Origin of the sequence: Halomonas piscis, from assembly GCF_031886125.1 — a bacterium.
Lineage (GTDB): Bacteria > Pseudomonadota > Gammaproteobacteria > Pseudomonadales > Halomonadaceae > Vreelandella > Vreelandella piscis.
This window is the reverse complement of sequence record NZ_CP119391.1, coordinates 2,109,967-2,126,623: the sequence shown is the minus strand read 5'-3', so window position 1 is coordinate 2,126,623 and position 16,657 is coordinate 2,109,967. Positions and strand designations below refer to the sequence as shown.

The following is a 16,657-nucleotide window of genomic DNA, read 5'->3' as shown; positions in this document are numbered from 1 at the left end:
GCCGGCGTTGCCCGCCAGGGTGCCGGGGCGGCAGCGGCGCTCAGGCGTTGCCGGTGAGCGCATTCAGCCGCGCATGAAGACGGGAGCCTTCCGGCGCATCGCGCAGCAGCGTAATGACCGGCAGCCGCAGACGGGGAATCAGGGCCAGATCGCGCACGACGGCGCCAAAGTCGACGCGCGGGTTCTCGGCCAGGCGCGCCAGAAAGGCCGGCAGGCGCTCGCCGTCTTCCAGCAGCGGCCAGCCGCGGCCGGCCATGGCGGCCAGGGTATCCGGGCCGCAGGCAGCGGTATCGGCCAGCAGGGTGGTATACCAGGCGCCGGCCTGGGTGTCCCGGCTGCTGCCGACGGCGCGGATGCAGGCGCAAAAGGTTTCCACGTCCCCCTGGTTCGCCGCCGCTTCGCCCCGCTGGCAAAGCGCGGCAACCAGCGCCGGGGCCAGCGGACGGTGTTCCAGACAGTGGCAAAGCGTGCGCAGCACCTGTACAGGCAGCGTTTCAAGCGCTTGCGCCAGGCTATGCTGGCGGGTTTCGTCCAGGCGCATGGCGTAATCGGCAAGGCCCTGGAGGCCGAGGGACTCCCAGTCGCCGTGGCGGCCTTCAATGAAGGCTTTCACGCCGGCCAGATATTGGCTTGGCGGGCGGTCGGCATCCCGCGTGGCACGGGCGTTGAGTACTGCCTGGAAGGTCGTATCGGGGGTAAAGGCCAGCGGGTTGTCGTGCATCAGATGCTCGACGGCGTCGCCGTTTTCCCCGCCACCCCGATGGGCATCGCGGCCCAGAGTTTCCAGCAGGCGCTGCAGAAACGCATCCCGCCGAGCCGGCGACAGATAGCCCTGTTCGTCCAGCGGCAGGCTTAAAAACCAGATGGCGGGATCGGGCATGTTGCCCAGGCGAAACACCGCCGCCAGGCGCGCCTGCCCTTGCCAGGGCTCGGGCCAGGGAACGCTGCCGTGTTCGAAGGCGGCCAGGGTATCGCGCGGGCAGGGCGTCACCCGCCGGCCCATGTGGTAAAGAGCGAGGGCAGCCCCGCTACGGGTAAAAAAGTCGTCCAGGGTTTGAATCGGCTGCATGGCATCCTTCCGCATTGCAAGCCTGCACTTTACCTTGCCGCTCGGCGGGTGTCAGCCGTTGGCGATAAAACGCTGGGTCGGGCGGCATTGTTCAAAAACTGATCAGCGGCATCTCGCGCCCGGGAAATCGAGCGCTGCGCGATCTTTCCAGAGCTTATCCACAGCGTCTTTCAGGTTTTCTGTGAATCGGCGAGCGATCCCGGTAGCCTCGAAGCTTTATCCACCGTTACATCGGCGGCGCATGGCGTGGCACCGGGTGTCGACGCTTGGCAGCGTCGGTCTGCGCTGGGACAATGCGCGGCTTCCCTTGTATGGTTGCCGCTATCGTCCTTTCCTTACCTGAAGAGTCCTTTACATGAAGACACGACAAGAGCTTGAGCAGGCGCTGGAAGCGCTGGAAGCCACGCTGAAAACCGCCGGCTTGTGGCGAGTGGAGACGCCGACACCGGCGGCGTTTGCCAGCCGGCAGCCGTTTTGTATAGATACCATGTCCCTGCCGCAGTGGCTGCGCTTCGTGTTTGTCGCGCGGCTGCGCGGACTCCTTGAAGAGGGCGCTGCGCTGCCGGAAAAGTGCGAGGTGGCGCCAGCGGTGAAGGCCTATCTGCAGCAGGAAGGCGTGCGGGCCAGCGATCAGCTGCTGGTGGTACAGAGCGTCGAGCGGGTCGACGCCGTCATCAACCAGGCCTGAGCCCGGCTAAAAAAGCGCTGCCCGAGGGGCAGCGCCAGTGTGTGGGGAGAGCGGCACAAAAAGGAACATCGCTCTTGGGAGTTAGCCTCTAGTACTACAACTCTCGCCGCTGCCGTGGTCGTTCATGCATTACCGCCTGGACCGGCTGCCGACAGCAGCATTGCCAAGCTCGGTACTGGTGCTGTCGCCCCTCAACAACAGGCATTGTGACTTGTTCAGTTTCTACCGTAGTGCTGGGGGCACGTCGATTGGAAGGAGGCAGGGGAAATGATCGCCGAGATGCCGTGTGCTATCTCGGCGATGGGCAAGAAGCCGTATTCCTGGTGGCAACTTGTTGACGCCTGACCGGGTCACTGTCCCGCGCAATGATCGCAGCAGTAGGTCTTGCCATCGCGATCGGTACCGTGACCGACGATTCGGCAGCCACAAGTTGCGCAGCTCGGCGCGAGCTTGGTAATGGCGCATTCAAAGGAATCGAAGGTATAGGTCTGTCCTTCCAGGGTAAGCGTAAAGGATTTGTCGTAATCGTTGCCGCAAAGATCGCAGGTTGCCATGGTATTGACTCCTTTTACCTGTAACGCGATATCAGGACGTGATTCGAAACGAGAACGTTTTTTGAATCTCCTCACTATTTGAACCTAACAGAGAATACGGATTTTTCCAGGGTGCGTTGACGCTTCACATCGAAAGCCACGGAAGCGCAGATGCCATGGCCGCAGCGACCTTTTAATGTTTTTCCAATGTATCAAATCGCCAGGCAATCGCGCCTTCGACCGCCATGCGTAAGCCGGGCTTGTCATCGAGGGTTTCTTGAAGCAACACCGTCTTCCGCTTTGATCAGTGCGTATCAGTCGACGTGAGTTGGGGCATCGCGGGCTCGTGTCGTGCTGGTGTAAGAACCTCAACAATACGAGCCTGCTCTTTTCTTCGCTGGGCAGCACGAAACGTCAACGGCCCCTAGAAACGGTAGCTGATGCCGCCCATGACCACCACCGGATCAATTTCTACGGTACCGGCATCCGCACCGGCCACCTTGGCGTCGGTATCGATATCGATATACCAGGCAGCGGCGTTCATGGCCCAGTGTTCGTCGATCAGTACGTCGATGCCGAGCTGTCCGGCCGCGCCCCAGGAGTCATCCAGATCCAGCGAAGCGCCGGGTACGTCGACCTCCTCGTCGGAAAAGTGGGTGTAGTTGACCCCCGCGCCGATGTAGGGCTGAACCCGGGCCGGCGTGCCGCCCAGCGGATAGTATTGCAGCGTCAAGGTGGGTGGCAGGTGCTTGGTCTCGCCGTTGACCGCGCCGTCGGCAATGCTGATGTCGTGCTTGAACGGCTGGGCGGCCAGCAGCTCCAGGCCCAGTTTGTCGTGGAAGCGATAACCCAGGGTGAAGGCGAAGCCGGTGTCGTCGTCGACATCGACGCCAAGGCCTGTCATGCCCAGGGCATGGATGTCGCCGTTGTCACTTTTCGGCGATACCTTGGCGACGCCGACGCGGGTGTAGAGATCACCGGCGCCGTAGGCGAACGCCTGGGTGCTGGCGGTAAAGGCAGCAGCGGCAACGCCGGCGGCAAGCAGAGCAGGAAGAACAGTGTGGCGCATGGTGTCATCACTCCAGTGGTTGGGGTTAGCGGCAGGCAGCATTTGCCGTTGATCACTGGTAGCAGTGTAAAAGCCCGGAACCCGTCAATTATTGATCCAGCGCAAGTGGTACTGCTCTTTTACCTCCAAAGACATAGTCAATGCTACTTACAAAGTGAAAAGGCTCCCGCAGGAGCCTTTCATCACGCTGGGCGTTAGCCCGGGTTTTTAGCGCGCGATATGCTGGTACTCGCCGGCATCGGCGGTTGCGCGGCTCACCGCCAGAATGGCGATGAAGGAGGCGATAAAGCCGGGGATGATTTCATAAATGCCGGGGCCGCCCATGAAGCTTGCGTTCCAGCCCAGCGCAATCCACGCCATGACGGTCACGGCACCCACGATCATGCCGGCGATGGCGCCGGCGCCGTTGGTCCGCGACCACATCAGCGACAGGATGATGAGCGGCCCGAAGGCGGCACCAAAGCCCGCCCAGGCGTTACTCACCAGCCCGAGCACCTGGGAGTCCGGGTTCGACGCAATGGTGGCGGCGACCAGCCCCACGATGACCACGCTTAGCCGGCCGATGTTGACGGCTTCCTTTTCCGTGGCTTCCTTGCGCAGAAAGAGGCGGTAGAAATCTTCGGTCAGCGAGGAGGAGGCCACCAGCAGCTGGCTGGAAATGGTGCTCATGATGGCGGCAAGCAGCGCCGCATAGAGAAAGCCGGTGATCAGCGGATGAAACAGCAGCTCAGCGAGGATGATAAAGATGGTTTCCGGATCCTCGACGTCCATGCCGTTGCGGACGGCATAGGCACGGCCGAGCACGGCCATGGAGCCCGCCCCGAACAGCGAGATGAACATCCAGCTCATGCCGATATTGCGCGCCGTGGGCACGTCTTTCAGACGGCGGATGGCCATGAAGCGGACAATGATGTGCGGCTGGCCGAAATAGCCAAGCCCCCAGGTGACCGCCGAGAGCCAGCCGATGAAGGTCAGCCCGTCCGTCCACGAGAGCAGGGTGGGATCGGTTTCGTTGAGGACTTCCGAAGCCTGGGAGAGCCCGCCGCCGCCTTCGCCATAGAGCACGACCAGCGGCATGATGACCACCGCCAGCATCATGATGCAGCCCTGCACGAAGTCCGTCATGCTCACCGCCAGAAAGCCGCCGACCACGGAATAGGCCAGCACGATGCCAAGCGTAATGACGATGCCGGCGGAGTAGTCGCTCATCCCGCCGATATTGATGACGTCGGTAAAGGCGCTTTCGAACAGCTTGCCGCCCGCCACCAGGCCCGAGGCCGTGTAAACCGCGAAAAACACCACGATCACGATGGCCGACACGGTCCGCAGCGGTATGGCCCGGGTGGGAAAGCGGTTGGCCAGAAACTGGGGGATGGTGATGGCGTTGCCGTAGTGCACCGTCTGTTCGCGAAGGCGCGGCGCGACCAGAATCCAGTTGGCAAAAGCCCCCACGAACAGCCCGATCCCGATCCAGGCCGACGCAAAGCCCGAGACGAACATGGCCCCGGGCAGCCCCAGGAGCAGCCAGCCGCTCATGTCTGACGCGCCGGCGGAGAGCGCGGCCACCGGCGGACTCAGGGAACGGCCGCCGAGTATGTAGCCTTCCGAGGTGGACGTTGAGGCGCGCATGGCATAAAAGCCGATGCCCAGCATGAGCGCGAAATACGTAAACAGGCTGATCCAGACGCCAATAGCCATGAGACCTTCTCCTTTCTTGCTTGTTGTGTCGTTATTCTAGTCGTTTCCCATGGCCAGCAGAGAAGCGTTGCCGCCAAGGGCCGCGGTATTGTTGGTCACGGTTTTTTCCGAGGCAAAGCGCTGCAGGTAGTTGGGACCGCCGGCCTTGGGGCCGGTGCCCGAAAGCCCCTGGCCGCCGAACGGCTGCACGCCGACCACCGCGCCGATGATGTTGCGATTGATATAGACGTTGCCGGCGCGGATTCGGCGCGCCACGTCCTCGGCGAAGGTGGCGTTGCGGCTGTGGACGCCAAAGGTCAGCCCGTACCCCCGCGCGTTGATGGCGTCGATGACCTGGTCCAGCTCGTCGGCTTGATAGCGCACGATATGCAGAACAGGGCCGAACTTTTCGCTTGCCAGCGCGTCGATGCCGTCGATGGCAAACGCCGCCGGGGCGACGAAGGTGCCGTGCTGGGTGATAGTCTCGTCCAGCGGCGTCTGGGCAATCAGCCGGCCTTCGTCGGTCAGCGCGTCGATGTGCGCCTGCAGCTGCGCTTTGGCGTCTTCGTCGATGACCGGACCGACGTCGGTGCCCAGGTCGCGCGGGTCGCCCACGCGCAGCTCCTGCATGGCGCCGGTGAGGATCTCGATGACGCGATCGGCCACGTCCTCCTGGAGGTAGAGCACGCGCAGCGCCGAGCAGCGCTGCCCGGCGCTCTGGAACGCCGACTGGATGACGTCGACGACGACCTGTTCGGGCAGGGCGGTGGAGTCAACGATCATGGCGTTGAGCCCGCCGGTCTCGGCGACCAGCGTGGGCAGCGGCGCGTTTTCCCGGGCAGCCAGCGCCCGGTTGATCACCCGGGCCGTATCGGTGCCGCCGGTAAAGGCCACCCCGGTAATGCGCGGGTCGCCGGTGAGAACGCTGCCCACGGTTTCGCCGTCGCCGGGCAGTAGCTGGACCACGTTGCGCGGCATGCCGGCGGTGTAGAGAAGCTCCACCACGCGGTGGGCAATCAGCGACGTCTGCTCGGCGGGCTTGGCCAGCACCGTGTTGCCCGATACCGCGGCGGCGACCATCTGGCCGCAGAAGATGGCTACGGGGAAGTTCCACGGGCTGATGGCGGCAAACACGCCCTTGCCGCCCATCTCGAAGGTGTTGGATTCGCCGGTGGGGCCGGGGAGCTCGATCGGCTCGGCGAAAATATCCTCGGCGCGCATGGCGTAGTAGCGGCAGAAGTCCACCGCTTCCTTGATTTCATCCACGCCGTCGGTCAAGAGCTTGCCGCCCTCCCGGGAGCACAGCGTCATCAGCTCGGGCATGTGGGATTCCAGCAGGTCGGCAAAGCGGCGCAGAATCGCCGCGCGCTCGGTAGCCGGGGTGGCGTCCCAGTCGGGAAACGCTGCCCAGGCGGCGTCCAGCGCCCGGGCGGTCTGCTCGGCGGTGACCCACTGGATACTGCCCAGACGCTGGCGCCGGTCGAAGGGGCAGGTCACGGCGTGGGTGCTTGAGGCGTTGTCGTCCACTTCGAAGGCCAGCAGCGGCCGGGCAGTGTAGGTTTTCTCCATGAAGCCGGCCATCTGCTCCATCAGCGGATCGTAATGGCTGCGGATGTTGAGGTTGACCCCCCGGGCGTTGCGCCGCCGCGGGCCGTAGAGATGCTGGGGCAGCGGAATGCGAGGATTGGAATAGGAGTCCTGGGCGGCCAGGGTATCAACGGGATGCTCGCACAGAGACTCCACCGGTACGTCCGGGTCCACGATCTGGTGGACGAACGAGGAGTTGGCGCCGTTTTCCAGCAGCCGGCGCACCAGGTAGGGCAGCAGGTCCTTGTGCGCGCCGACCGGGGCGTAAATGCGGCAGTAGGTGCCCTGGGGCGCCCGCTTAAGCGCCGCGTCGTAAAGCGCCTCGCCCATGCCGTGCAGGCGCTGGAACTCGAAGGGGCGATCGTATCGGTTGGCGTGGTCGAGAATGGCGGTGACGGTGTGGGCGTTGTGGGTGGCAAACTGGGGAAAGATGCGCCCCTGGGTATCGTGAGACAGCAAAAACTCCACGCAGGCGAGATAGGCCACGTCGGTGCCGGCTTTGCGGGTGAACACCGGGTAGCCCTCGACGCCCAGCTGCTGGGACTCCTTGACCTCGGTATCCCAGTAGGCGCCTTTCACCAGCCTGAGCGGAATTTCGTCGCCCTGCTGGTCGGCCAGCCGGTTGATATAGTGCAGCGTGGGCAGCGCACGCTTGGCGTAGGCCTGCACGACCAGCCCGAAACGGCCCCAGCCCCGGGCGGCGTCGCTTTCGTAGACCGCGCGGAAGACTTCCAGGGAAAGCTCTAGGCGGTCGACCTCTTCGGCGTCGATGGTGAGCTCGACGTCAAGCTCGCGGGCGGTGGTCACAAGGGCGATGACGGTTTCCACCAGCTCTTCGAGAATCTGCTCCCGACGACCGAATTCGTAGCGCGGGTGCAGCGCCGAGAGCTTGATCGACACCGACGGCGCCGGGGCCTTGTCGCCGATTTTCTGCCGCGCCTGGCCGACGTGGCGGATGGCGTGCTGGTAGTCATCGAAGTAGCGCCGGGCGTCGTCCCGGGTGCGCGCGGCTTCGCCGAGCATGTCGTAGGAGTAGGTGTAGCCCTTGTCGAATAGCGGTTTGGAGCGCTTGAGGGCCTCGTCGATATCGCGGCCGAGCACGAACTGGCGGCCCATGATCTTCATCGCCTCGACCATGGCGCGGCGAATCACCGGCTCGCCCATGCGGTTGACCATGCGGTTGATAAAGCCGGCGGGGTGGCCGTCCCGAGGATGGTCGAGCTTGAGCACCCGGCCGGTGGTCAAAAGCCCCCAGGTCGAGGCGTTGACCAGCCAGGATTCGCTCTTGCCGACGTGGGCGTTCCAGTCGGCGGGGCCGAGCTTGTCCTCGATCAGGGCATCGGCCGTGGCCTTGTCGGGGATACGCAGCATGGCCTCGGCAAGGCACATCAGCATCAGCCCTTCGTGAGTGTCCAGGCTGTACTGCTGCAAGAGCTCGTCGATGGTGTCGACGGCGGTGTCCATGTTGCGCACTTCGCGCACAAGCGAAGCCGTATCCTCTTCAATGCGGGCAAAGCTGTCGCGGTCGGTATCCAGCAGCTTGACCAGCTCGCGAACAAAGCGGTCTTCATCGACAATGTAATGCTGGCTGATACGCTCCATCAGCGTATCGGGATCGGTTTGCCAGGTGGCTGAGTCACGCAGTGTCTTGGCGTTGAGCATTGAAGTCCCCGAGGAAAGACGGAATGAATCAGGCAGTACCCACGACGCCGCGATAGATCGCAGGCGCCCGTGAGCGGATAATACGCCATTCTTTCATGATAGGCGTCCCGAGATGAAGAGCTCTTCAGACTTTGGTGGCGACGCCTGTGCGGCGTCGCGGGCCGGGGCGTCGGTCAGGAGTGCTCCAGCGCCATGCGGGCAGAGAGGTGGTCACGAAGCGCCCGGAGCTCCTTTTGACCGGTAGCGTTGAGCAGCGGTTTGCCCTGGGCAAGCTGCCAGTGGCGGCCGTGCTCTTCCATGAGGTGGGACGCCCGGCGGCGCACGCTTTCCAGGTATTCATCATGGCGAATCGGGTAGCCGATCAGCGTGTGCCACTCGCTTTCGCTGACTCGGCTTTCCAGCGCCTTGTCAAAAAGCTCGAGCAGGTGGTGGGATTCGGTGCGGTAGCGCGGCGTGCGGGTGGTCAGTAGCACCACGACCGTGCTGCCGATTACCAGCAGGCAAACGCCAAATACCAGCAGATAAAGCGCCATTGAGCGGCTCCCGGCCTGTGCGTAGCGAATACGCAGAGTGAGTGGATGCGGCGTCTGCGCATTATACGCAGACGCGCTCGGCGGAAAAATTTGCCCGCCGGTGAACTTTTATCAAAAGGGCTGTCTGAGTAGGTACCAACAGCATAGCGAGAGCAGTCGCCAAGGCTGTTGCCCCGCGATTATTGCTGGACTGGCCTACTGTTTTTTTGATCCCTTGCTTGCGCTGCCTTCGGGCAGCGCTTTTTTATGGGCAGGGATGTGGGAGCCGACGCTTTCCTGGAGCCGAAACGCTTGGCGGTGGCGCTTTTGGCCCTGACTTCAGGAGCATCGCCTGGTGGGGCGCCGCACTGCGGCGCCAGGCTTAGCGGCCGTGCGCGGCAAGCAAGGCCATGAGGACATCGCGCCGGGTCACCATGCCCACCAGCCGGTCCTGCTCAACCACCGGGTAGATCTTGGGCTTGGCACCCAGCATTTCCTGGGCCAGGTCGATGATGCTCTTGTCCGGCGACACGCTCAGCACGTCGCTGCGCATCAGCTCGCTGACCGGCGGCGCTTCGTCGTCGTGATACACGCTGTCGAGTATCTGGCCGAGCACGTCCTGTTCGGAAATGAACCCCACCAGGCGGTCGGCCTCGTCGACCACCGGGGCGCCGGGAAGGCGGTGAAGCGTGAGCCCCCGTGCAAGCGTGGTGATGGGGGTGTCCAGTGTCACCCGGTAGCAGTCCCGGGACATGATGCTGAGAACCGTTTCCGCAGAGGCCTTTAGCATGACCTTCTCCTATTCAGCTGTCAGAGGGCGTCCGTAAGCGCAAGCGTAGTTGAATAACGGGCTCACGGCCGCCATCTTAGACATTAGCCCATTTCGCAGCCGTTGACCCGGCAGGAGTACGCCCATGGACGCACGCGAGTATTTAAGCCGCAAAGGCGTGGCGCTGGACAGTGATCCGGATCGCACCAACACCCTGGAAGAAAAAGCCTGGGAGCGTGCCCGGCAGGCCGGGCAGCATCGTCCCAAAACGGGAACGCCCCACGACTGGGAAGATTGGGAGCGCTATCACGGTGAGCTGGCCGAAGGCGCCGCTTCTCTGGAGCAGAAAATCGACCGCGAAGCGCATCGCGAGCAGGAACAGGAGCCGGTCGAGCCGCCGCCATCGGTAGACGAGCGCCCCGATGCGGGCGCCAGCGAGGCCGCCAGCACAGCGCCAAAGCCGGCCAGCGCCGCAGTGGGGCACTTTACCCCGCCCGCGCCCGAGCAGGCTTTTGAGCTTGAAATGCCCGACGTGCCCGAGAAGCGCGAACCGGCCGTGCTGAACGCTGCCTATGCGGCACTGGCGGTGCTGCTGCCGCCGCTGGCCGTGGGGCTTAGCGGCGGCAACGGCCGGCGCGTGGCGATCAGCGCGGCGCTGACGCTGCTGCTATGGATACCCGGGGTTATTTATGCCATTGCCTGGCTGCGCCGGCCCTGAAGCCATTGGGCTGGGCGGCCCGGGGCGTTATACTTGAGGTAAACATTTTTATCAAAAGAGGTTTACCTTGGGCTATCTTGTCGGCGTGACCGGGCTATGGGCGTTTTCCTTTTCGCTGATCGGTGCCTATCTCGCCGGCCAGGTCGACAGCTACTTCGCCGTGCTGGTGCGGGTAACGCTTGCCGCGCTGGTGTTTCTGCCGTTTCTGCGCCCGGCACGGCTGACCGGAGGCAAACGGCTGGCGCTGATGGCCGTGGGCGCGCTGCAGCTGGGCGTGATGTATCTGTTTTTCTACTCGTCGTTTCTGCTGCTCAGCGTGCCCGAGGTGCTGCTGTTCACGATATTCACCCCGCTTTATATTGCCCTGCTCGACGATGCGCTGTTCAAGCGTTTTACCCCGCTTTATCTGCTGACTGCGCTGATGGCCGTGGCGGGCGCGGCGGTCATCCGCTACGACGGCATCAGCCGCGATTTCTGGCTCGGCTTCGCCGTGGTACAGGGGGCCAATCTGTGCTTTGCGCTGGGCCAGGTGGGTTACCGGCGGCTGGCCGTCTCGCTACCGGAAAACCTTGCCTGGCACAGCGTTTTCGGCTGGTTTTTCCTCGGCGCGCTGGCGGTGGCGCTGCCGGCCTTCGTGCTGCTGGGCGACGCCTCGGCGCTGCCGCGCACCTCGACCCAGTGGCTGGTGCTCGGGTGGCTGGGGCTTGCCGCCTCGGGCGGCGGCTACTTTCTCTGGAATCGGGGTGCCGTCAGGGTCAACGCCGGGGTGCTGGCGATCATGAACAATGCCCTGGTGCCGGCCGGGCTGGTGGTCAATCTGCTGCTGTGGAACCGCGAGGCCGAGCTTGACCGGCTGGCGCTGGGAGGGGCGATCATTGCCGCCTCCCTGTGGCTGAACCAGCGGTATTATCGCCGGCACTGGTAGCGGCGCCGATCGGCCGGGCAGGGGGCCGGTCGCGCCTGAGCGAGTTGCCCGCTGGCGTTCGGGTGGACATAATGCAGGCCGATGTTAACGAGTTGCCTCAATGACTGACACAGCCACTGCTACCGGCGCCCCGGGCGCTCCCGGCGGCGCCCGGCCTTTTACCACCATCGGCCTGATTGGCCGGCTGGGCAGCGACAAGGTCGTCGACTCTTTAAAGCGCCTGATTCGCTACCTTGGCGAGCGCGACTACCGCGTGGTGGTCGAGGACCGCACGGCCACGGTGATACCGGACCACGGCATGCCGGAAACCAGCCGCCGGGCGCTGGGCGAGCTGTGCGATCTGGTCATCGTCATCGGCGGGGACGGCAGCCTTTTGGGGGCGGCGCGCACGCTGTGCGAAACCGGTACGCTGCTGCTGGGCGTCAACCGCGGCCGGCTCGGGTTTCTGACCGATATTTCCCCCGTGGAGCTGGAAGAGCGAGTGGGCGAGGTGCTGGCCGGCCATTTCGAGCGCGAAGAGCGCTTTCTGCTGGAAGCCGAGCTTTACCGCAACGGCGTGGCGGTGGGCCACGGCGAGGCGCTCAACGAGATCGTGGTGCACTCGGGCAAGGCCGTGCGCATGATCGAGTTCGAGCTGTTCGTGGACGGTCAGTTTGTCTACAGCCAGCGCAGCGACGGCCTGATTGTCGCCACGCCCACGGGGTCCACGGCCTATGCGCTGGCCGGCGGCGGGCCGATCATGCACCCCAGGCTGGAAGCGGTCACCCTGGTACCGATGTTTCCGCATACGCTGTCGAGCCGGCCGGTGGTGCTCGACGCCGCCAGCGAGATACGCATTCACATCGGCGAGACCAACCTGGTCTATCCCCATGTCAGCTGCGACGGCCAGACCCGCGCCGTGGCCAAGCCCGACGACGTGCTGGTCATCAGGCGCAAGCCCGAACGGGTGCAGCTGGCGCATCCGCTGGGCCACAACTTTTACGAAGTGTTGCGCAGCAAACTGGGCTGGAGCCACCGGCTGGGAGACTGAAGATGGGCAAGACTCCGCAGGGCAGGCCGCGGCTTGAAGGCTATGACTTGATCGGTGACGTTCACGGCTGCGGCGCCACCCTGGTCACGCTGCTGGAAAAGCTCGGCTATGAGCTGCGCGGCGGCGTATACCGCCACCCCCGACGCAAGGTGATCTTTCTCGGCGACTTGATTGACCGCGGGCCGCGCATCCGCCTGGCCGTCACCGTGGCCCGGCGCATGGTCGAAGAGGGCGAAGCCCATATCGTCATGGGCAACCACGAATACAACGCCCTGGCCTACAGCTACCCCGCGCCGCCCGGTAGCGGCAAGCGCTGGCTGCGCGAGCACACCCCGCGCAACAACCGCCTGATCCGCGAAACCCTGGAGCAGTACTACGACTACACTAACGAGTGGGAAGACACTCTGGCCTGGTTCAAGACCATCCCGCTGTGTCTGGAAATCGACGGCATCCGCGTGGTTCACGCCTGCTGGGACCATGGCCTGATCGAGCGGCTGACAAGGCGCCGCCCGGATGCCTGCATGGATGACGCCTTTCTGGAAGAGTCCACCGATGCCTCCACCGACGCCTTCGCCATTCTCGATCGCCTGACGCGCGGCGCCAACATACCGCTGCCCCGGGGCATCAAGATCCACTCCGGCGACGGCTTTACGCGCAGCAGCTTTCGCGCCCACTTCTGGAGCGAAGACCCCGTGGTGTGGGGCGACGTGGTGTTTCAGCCGGACAACCTGCCCGGCGATCTGGAGTCGCGGCTGCTGGAACCCGGCGAGCGCCGCCGCCTGAGCTACTACGGCAGCGATCAGCCGCCGCTATTTATCGGCCACTACTGGTGCGAAGGCGTGCCTTCGCTGCCGACCCACAACATTGCCTGCCTGGACTACAGCGCGGTGAAATACGGTCGCCTGGTCGCCTACCGCTGGAGCGGCGAGCAGACGCTCAACGCCGACCGTTTCGTCTGGGTGCGAGTCCCCCGGGAAGAGAGCCTGCTGTCGGGCTGAGCCTGTTTTTACCTTCAGTGACATTTTTTTCTGAAACCGGGTGAACTTTATTCGCCGAGCGCCATCTGATTGGGTGTTCCCTTGAATGATCCCTTGCTTTATCCGGCGGCCCCCACCGCCGGATTTTTTCGTCTGGGCGGCGGCTTTGCTGGCCCGCGCCGTGAGCCGTTCCGGCGAATGTGGCAAAATGCCCTGTAGAGATGCCATAAGAGATGTTTCATGCAGCCCGTCATGCTATTGCCCCTCGACGCCGATACTCGCCCGCTGCGCCAGGCCCTCTGGCAGCACCGCATCGGCCATCGCATTACCCGGGAAACCGAAGGGCAGCTTTTGTGGCTGGCTGATCCGGCACACCACGCGGCGCTCAATGAGGTGGTCGGGCGTTGGCAGCGCGGCGAGTCGCTGACGCCGGCCCCCGAGCGGCGCCAGTCGGGACGCTCGGGGCTCACCGCGCTGACAAGGCGTGTGCCGGTGACGGCGACGACGCTCGGCCTGTGCCTGATCATCTTTGCGCTGATCGGGGTGCTTGGCGACTGGCTGATTGTTCAGCTGACCATCGTGCCGATCGGTATCGCCGGGGAAGACCTGGTGTACGGCACGCTGGGTCAGGGGCTTGCCGGCGGCCAGCTATGGCGGCTGATTTCCCCCGCCTTTCTGCACTTTGGCTGGATGCACCTGATTTTCAATCTGATGTGGGTGTGGTTTTTCGGCCGTCAGGTCGAAGTGCTGCAGGGCAGCCGCTGGATGCTGGCGCTGGTGCTGGCGGCAGGCGTCGGCGCCAACCTGGCCCAGTACGCTACGGGCACGGCGCTGTTCGGCGGCATGTCCGGCGTGGTCTATGCGCTGCTGGGCCACGTCTGGATCATGTCGCGGCGGAGGCCAAACAGCGGGTTTTTCGTGCCTGCCATGCTGGTGGTCTTCATGCTGGGCTGGATGGTGTTCACCATGACCGCCATGGCCGAGCAGGTCGGATTTGGCAACGTGGCTAACGAAGCTCACCTGGGCGGGCTGCTGGTAGGGCTGGCCACCGGCTGGTTCGCCTCGTCGCGGCGCTGAGTCCGGCACCGGGAGTTTTCTGCCCGGGGCAATGATATCCTGAGGCCGCTGTCGAAAGCGCCGCCGGGGCGAGCGCCGGCAGCTGCCATGACCCGTTCGGAGCCTGCCATGAGTGACATGACCTTTGACAAAATGATCCGCCAGATGACGCCGACTCTATACGCCAGCCTCAAGGAGGCGGTGGCGCTGGGCAAATGGCCCGACGGCAGACGCCTGACGGCCGAGCAGACCGAGCTGTGCCTGGAGGCGGTGATGCGCTACGAAGTGGAGAGCGGCGTTCCCGAGGATCAGCGCGTCGGCTACCTGAGCCGTCGTACCTGCGGGGCCGGAAGCGACGGCAGCGGCGTTTCGCCGGCAATGGCCGGCCTTGGCGAGGATGCCACCCGTGGCCGTTGACGACGGCAGGGTCGAAACGCTGCTCGGAGGCCTGAGCAAAATGGCAGCCGCGCCGGACGCTCAGGGCCGAGTGGAATACGGCCTGCGCGTCGGCGGGGGAGAAGCCAGTCTCAATGAGCGTATCGGCACGCCGCTGCGCCTTGAGTGGCAGGGTGCCATTCACTGCGTTCACTGCGGGCGGCACACCCGGAAAAGCTACGGTCAGGGCCACTGCTACCCCTGCTTCAAGCGCCTGGCACGGTGCGACATGTGCATCGTCAAACCCGAGCTGTGCCACTATTTTCAAGGTACCTGCCGCGAGCCCGAGTGGGGCGAAGCACACTGCTTTACGCCTCATCAGGTGTACCTGGCCAATGCCTCCGGGCTCAAGGTGGGCATCACCCGCAAGACCCAGCTGCCCACTCGCTGGCTGGATCAGGGCGCCATCCAGGGCCTGCCGATACTGGAAGTGGCCAGCCGCCAGCAGGCCGGGTTTGTCGAGGTTCTGCTCAAGGAGGCGGTCTCCGACCGCACCAACTGGCGCGCCATGCTCAGAGGCGAGGTGGATACCCTTGATCTTTATGCCGAGCGCGATCGACTGCTCGAGCAGTTCCGCCCGGGGCTTGACGCGCTGCGCGAGATCCACGGCGATGACGCCATTCGCCGGCTGGATGCCAAAGCCCAGACGTTTGGCTATCCGGTCAGGGCGTTTCCCCACAAGGTAGCTTCGCACAACCTGGACAAGGCCCCGCTGGTGGAGGGCGTGCTTGAGGGCATCAAGGGGCAGTATCTGCTGCTCGATACCGGGGTGATCAACCTGCGCAAATACACCGGTTACCAGGTGCGCGCCACCCTGGCGGGATGAGGTGGGCTAGCATATGCTTCCGGTAACGCTGGGCTGACGGTAAAGCGCCCGCGGCCATTTCGGAGACGCCCATGATGGATAAACAGCTACCCTCGACCCGTACCGCCGAGCTTGACAGCATCTGCCTGAAGGCCGAAGTGCTCCCGGTGATCACCGTGGAGCGGCTGGAAGACGCCGTGCCCGTGGCCCGAGCCCTTTACGACGGCGGCTTGCCGGTGCTGGAAGTGGCGCTGCGCAGCGGCTGCGCGCTGGATGCCGTCACGCGCATTCGCGAAGCGCTGCCCGGCGCCAGCGTCGGCGTGGGCACGGTGCTCACCCCGGCCCAGTACCGCCAGGCCGAACAGGCGGGGGCGGATTTCGTGGCCACGCCGGGCACCACCGAGGCGCTTTATCGTCACGGGATGGCAAGCCCGGTGCCCATGCTGCCGGGCATTGCCAGCGTCTCCGAAGTGATGGCCGGGTGGCAGTACGGCTACCGCCGCTTCAAGTTCTTCCCGGCCGAGGCCAGCGGCGGAGTCGCCGCGCTCAGAGCCTTCAGCGCGCCGCTTGCCGAGGCGCGCTTTTGCCCGACCGGCGGTATCCGCCTGGATAACGCCGGCGATTATCTGGCGCTGGACAACGTCATGTGCGTGGGCGGCTCCTGGCTTACGCCCCGGGCGCTGATCGACGCCGAAGACTGGGCCGGCATCGAGCGGCTGGCCCGGGAGGCCGCCGAGCGCTTCCACCATCAGGCCCGCTGACGCTACCCGGCGTCGGACACCGTGGGGTAGGGGTTGTCGGGCCGGTCGGTGCGCGGCAGCGGCAGGCGACGGGCGCTTTCCTCCGGGCCGTAGTTGTCGGCCAGGTAGTCGAGGATGGTGGCTTCGACGTCAGGCTCGAATTCCCACAGCCCCTGGGTCTCCTGCATCCAGCGGATAAGCGATTCCCAGTGGCCGCGCGAGCCGCTGTTCTGGGTGACCAGCCTGGCCGAATGGCAAATGGTGCAGTTGCCCTTGACCATCTCCCAGCCTTCGGCCTTGATCAGGCCGGTATCGGCATCGGTTTTTTGGGCCTGGGCGCCGAGCGGAAGGCTGGCCAGCCCAACCAGCAGCGCCGCCTTGCGCCAACACGATAAGACACGCATA

The 16,657-nt window shown here is 64.5% G+C and carries 17 protein-coding genes; 9 read left to right on the top strand and 8 right to left on the bottom strand.

Annotated features, from left to right (window positions below):
• Positions 1–40: 40 nt before the first annotated feature.
• Complete coding sequence (locus tag P1P91_RS09925; protein ID WP_311882331.1) at positions 41–1,069, bottom strand: DUF3549 family protein; 1,029 nt, start codon at positions 1,067–1,069, stop codon at positions 41–43.
• A gap of 355 nt (positions 1,070–1,424) precedes the next feature.
• Here P1P91_RS09925 and P1P91_RS09920 point away from each other — a divergent pair, with 355 nt between their 5' ends.
• A complete protein-coding gene (locus P1P91_RS09920; protein WP_311882330.1) occupies positions 1,425–1,757 on the top strand; it encodes a YqcC family protein in 333 nt (110 codons plus the stop codon).
• Between the two features lie 350 nt (positions 1,758–2,107).
• On the opposite strand, the gene P1P91_RS09915 is transcribed toward P1P91_RS09920, so the two are convergent.
• The 6 genes from P1P91_RS09915 to P1P91_RS09890 all read right to left on the bottom strand — a co-directional run bounded on the left by P1P91_RS09915 (position 2,108) and on the right by P1P91_RS09890 (position 9,587).
• Positions 2,108–2,311 carry a hypothetical protein gene (locus tag P1P91_RS09915; RefSeq protein WP_311882329.1) on the bottom strand — a complete coding sequence of 68 codons (204 nt, stop codon included), beginning with the start codon at positions 2,309–2,311 and terminating at the stop codon, positions 2,108–2,110.
• Between the two features lie 403 nt (positions 2,312–2,714).
• Positions 2,715–3,359: an OmpW/AlkL family protein gene (locus P1P91_RS09910; RefSeq protein ID WP_311885773.1), complete on the bottom strand. Its 645-nt coding sequence runs from the start codon at positions 3,357–3,359 to the stop codon at positions 2,715–2,717.
• Between the two features lie 207 nt (positions 3,360–3,566).
• Positions 3,567–5,057, bottom strand: coding sequence for a sodium/proline symporter PutP (putP, locus tag P1P91_RS09905; RefSeq protein ID WP_311882327.1), 1,491 nt, complete (start codon positions 5,055–5,057; stop codon positions 3,567–3,569).
• Between the two features lie 36 nt (positions 5,058–5,093).
• Positions 5,094–8,285 carry a bifunctional proline dehydrogenase/L-glutamate gamma-semialdehyde dehydrogenase PutA gene (gene putA / locus P1P91_RS09900; protein ID WP_311882326.1) on the bottom strand — a complete coding sequence of 1,064 codons (3,192 nt, stop codon included), beginning with the start codon at positions 8,283–8,285 and terminating at the stop codon, positions 5,094–5,096.
• A gap of 173 nt (positions 8,286–8,458) precedes the next feature.
• Positions 8,459–8,818: a hypothetical protein gene (locus P1P91_RS09895; RefSeq protein ID WP_311882324.1), complete on the bottom strand. Its 360-nt coding sequence runs from the start codon at positions 8,816–8,818 to the stop codon at positions 8,459–8,461.
• A gap of 361 nt (positions 8,819–9,179) precedes the next feature.
• The gene (locus tag P1P91_RS09890; RefSeq protein WP_311882322.1) at positions 9,180–9,587 is read right to left on the bottom strand and encodes a CBS domain-containing protein; all 408 of its coding nucleotides are present in this window, start codon (positions 9,585–9,587) and stop codon (positions 9,180–9,182) included.
• Between the two features lie 124 nt (positions 9,588–9,711).
• Here P1P91_RS09890 and P1P91_RS09885 point away from each other — a divergent pair, with 124 nt between their 5' ends.
• The 8 genes from P1P91_RS09885 to P1P91_RS09850 all read left to right on the top strand — a co-directional run bounded on the left by P1P91_RS09885 (position 9,712) and on the right by P1P91_RS09850 (position 16,273).
• Positions 9,712–10,284: a YqaE/Pmp3 family membrane protein gene (locus tag P1P91_RS09885; protein WP_311882320.1), complete on the top strand. Its 573-nt coding sequence runs from the start codon at positions 9,712–9,714 to the stop codon at positions 10,282–10,284.
• A 67-nt stretch (positions 10,285–10,351) separates the two neighbouring features.
• Complete coding sequence (locus tag P1P91_RS09880) at positions 10,352–11,209, top strand: EamA family transporter (protein WP_311882319.1); 858 nt, start codon at positions 10,352–10,354, stop codon at positions 11,207–11,209.
• A 100-nt stretch (positions 11,210–11,309) separates the two neighbouring features.
• Entirely contained in the window at positions 11,310–12,239 is a 930-nt protein-coding gene (locus P1P91_RS09875) for an NAD(+) kinase (RefSeq protein ID WP_311882318.1), read from the top strand.
• A gap of 2 nt (positions 12,240–12,241) precedes the next feature.
• Positions 12,242–13,237: a metallophosphoesterase gene (locus P1P91_RS09870; protein WP_311882317.1), complete on the top strand. Its 996-nt coding sequence runs from the start codon at positions 12,242–12,244 to the stop codon at positions 13,235–13,237.
• A gap of 219 nt (positions 13,238–13,456) precedes the next feature.
• Complete coding sequence (locus P1P91_RS09865; RefSeq protein WP_311882316.1) at positions 13,457–14,293, top strand: rhomboid family intramembrane serine protease; 837 nt, start codon at positions 13,457–13,459, stop codon at positions 14,291–14,293.
• A gap of 108 nt (positions 14,294–14,401) precedes the next feature.
• Positions 14,402–14,689 (top strand): YeaC family protein, encoded by a 288-nt coding sequence (locus P1P91_RS09860; RefSeq protein ID WP_311882315.1) that lies wholly within the window; start codon positions 14,402–14,404, stop codon positions 14,687–14,689.
• Positions 14,670–15,533 carry a DUF2797 domain-containing protein gene (locus tag P1P91_RS09855; RefSeq protein ID WP_407650530.1) on the top strand — a complete coding sequence of 288 codons (864 nt, stop codon included), beginning with the start codon at positions 14,670–14,672 and terminating at the stop codon, positions 15,531–15,533. Before P1P91_RS09860 ends, P1P91_RS09855 begins: the two co-directional genes overlap by 20 nt.
• Positions 15,534–15,604: 71 nt before the next feature.
• Complete coding sequence (locus P1P91_RS09850; protein WP_311882314.1) at positions 15,605–16,273, top strand: bifunctional 4-hydroxy-2-oxoglutarate aldolase/2-dehydro-3-deoxy-phosphogluconate aldolase; 669 nt, start codon at positions 15,605–15,607, stop codon at positions 16,271–16,273.
• 2 nt (positions 16,274–16,275) lie between these two features.
• Here the strand turns inward: P1P91_RS09850 and P1P91_RS09845 are convergent, their stop codons facing one another.
• Positions 16,276–16,656: a hypothetical protein gene (locus P1P91_RS09845; RefSeq protein WP_311882312.1), complete on the bottom strand. Its 381-nt coding sequence runs from the start codon at positions 16,654–16,656 to the stop codon at positions 16,276–16,278.
• Position 16,657 lies beyond the last annotated feature (1 nt).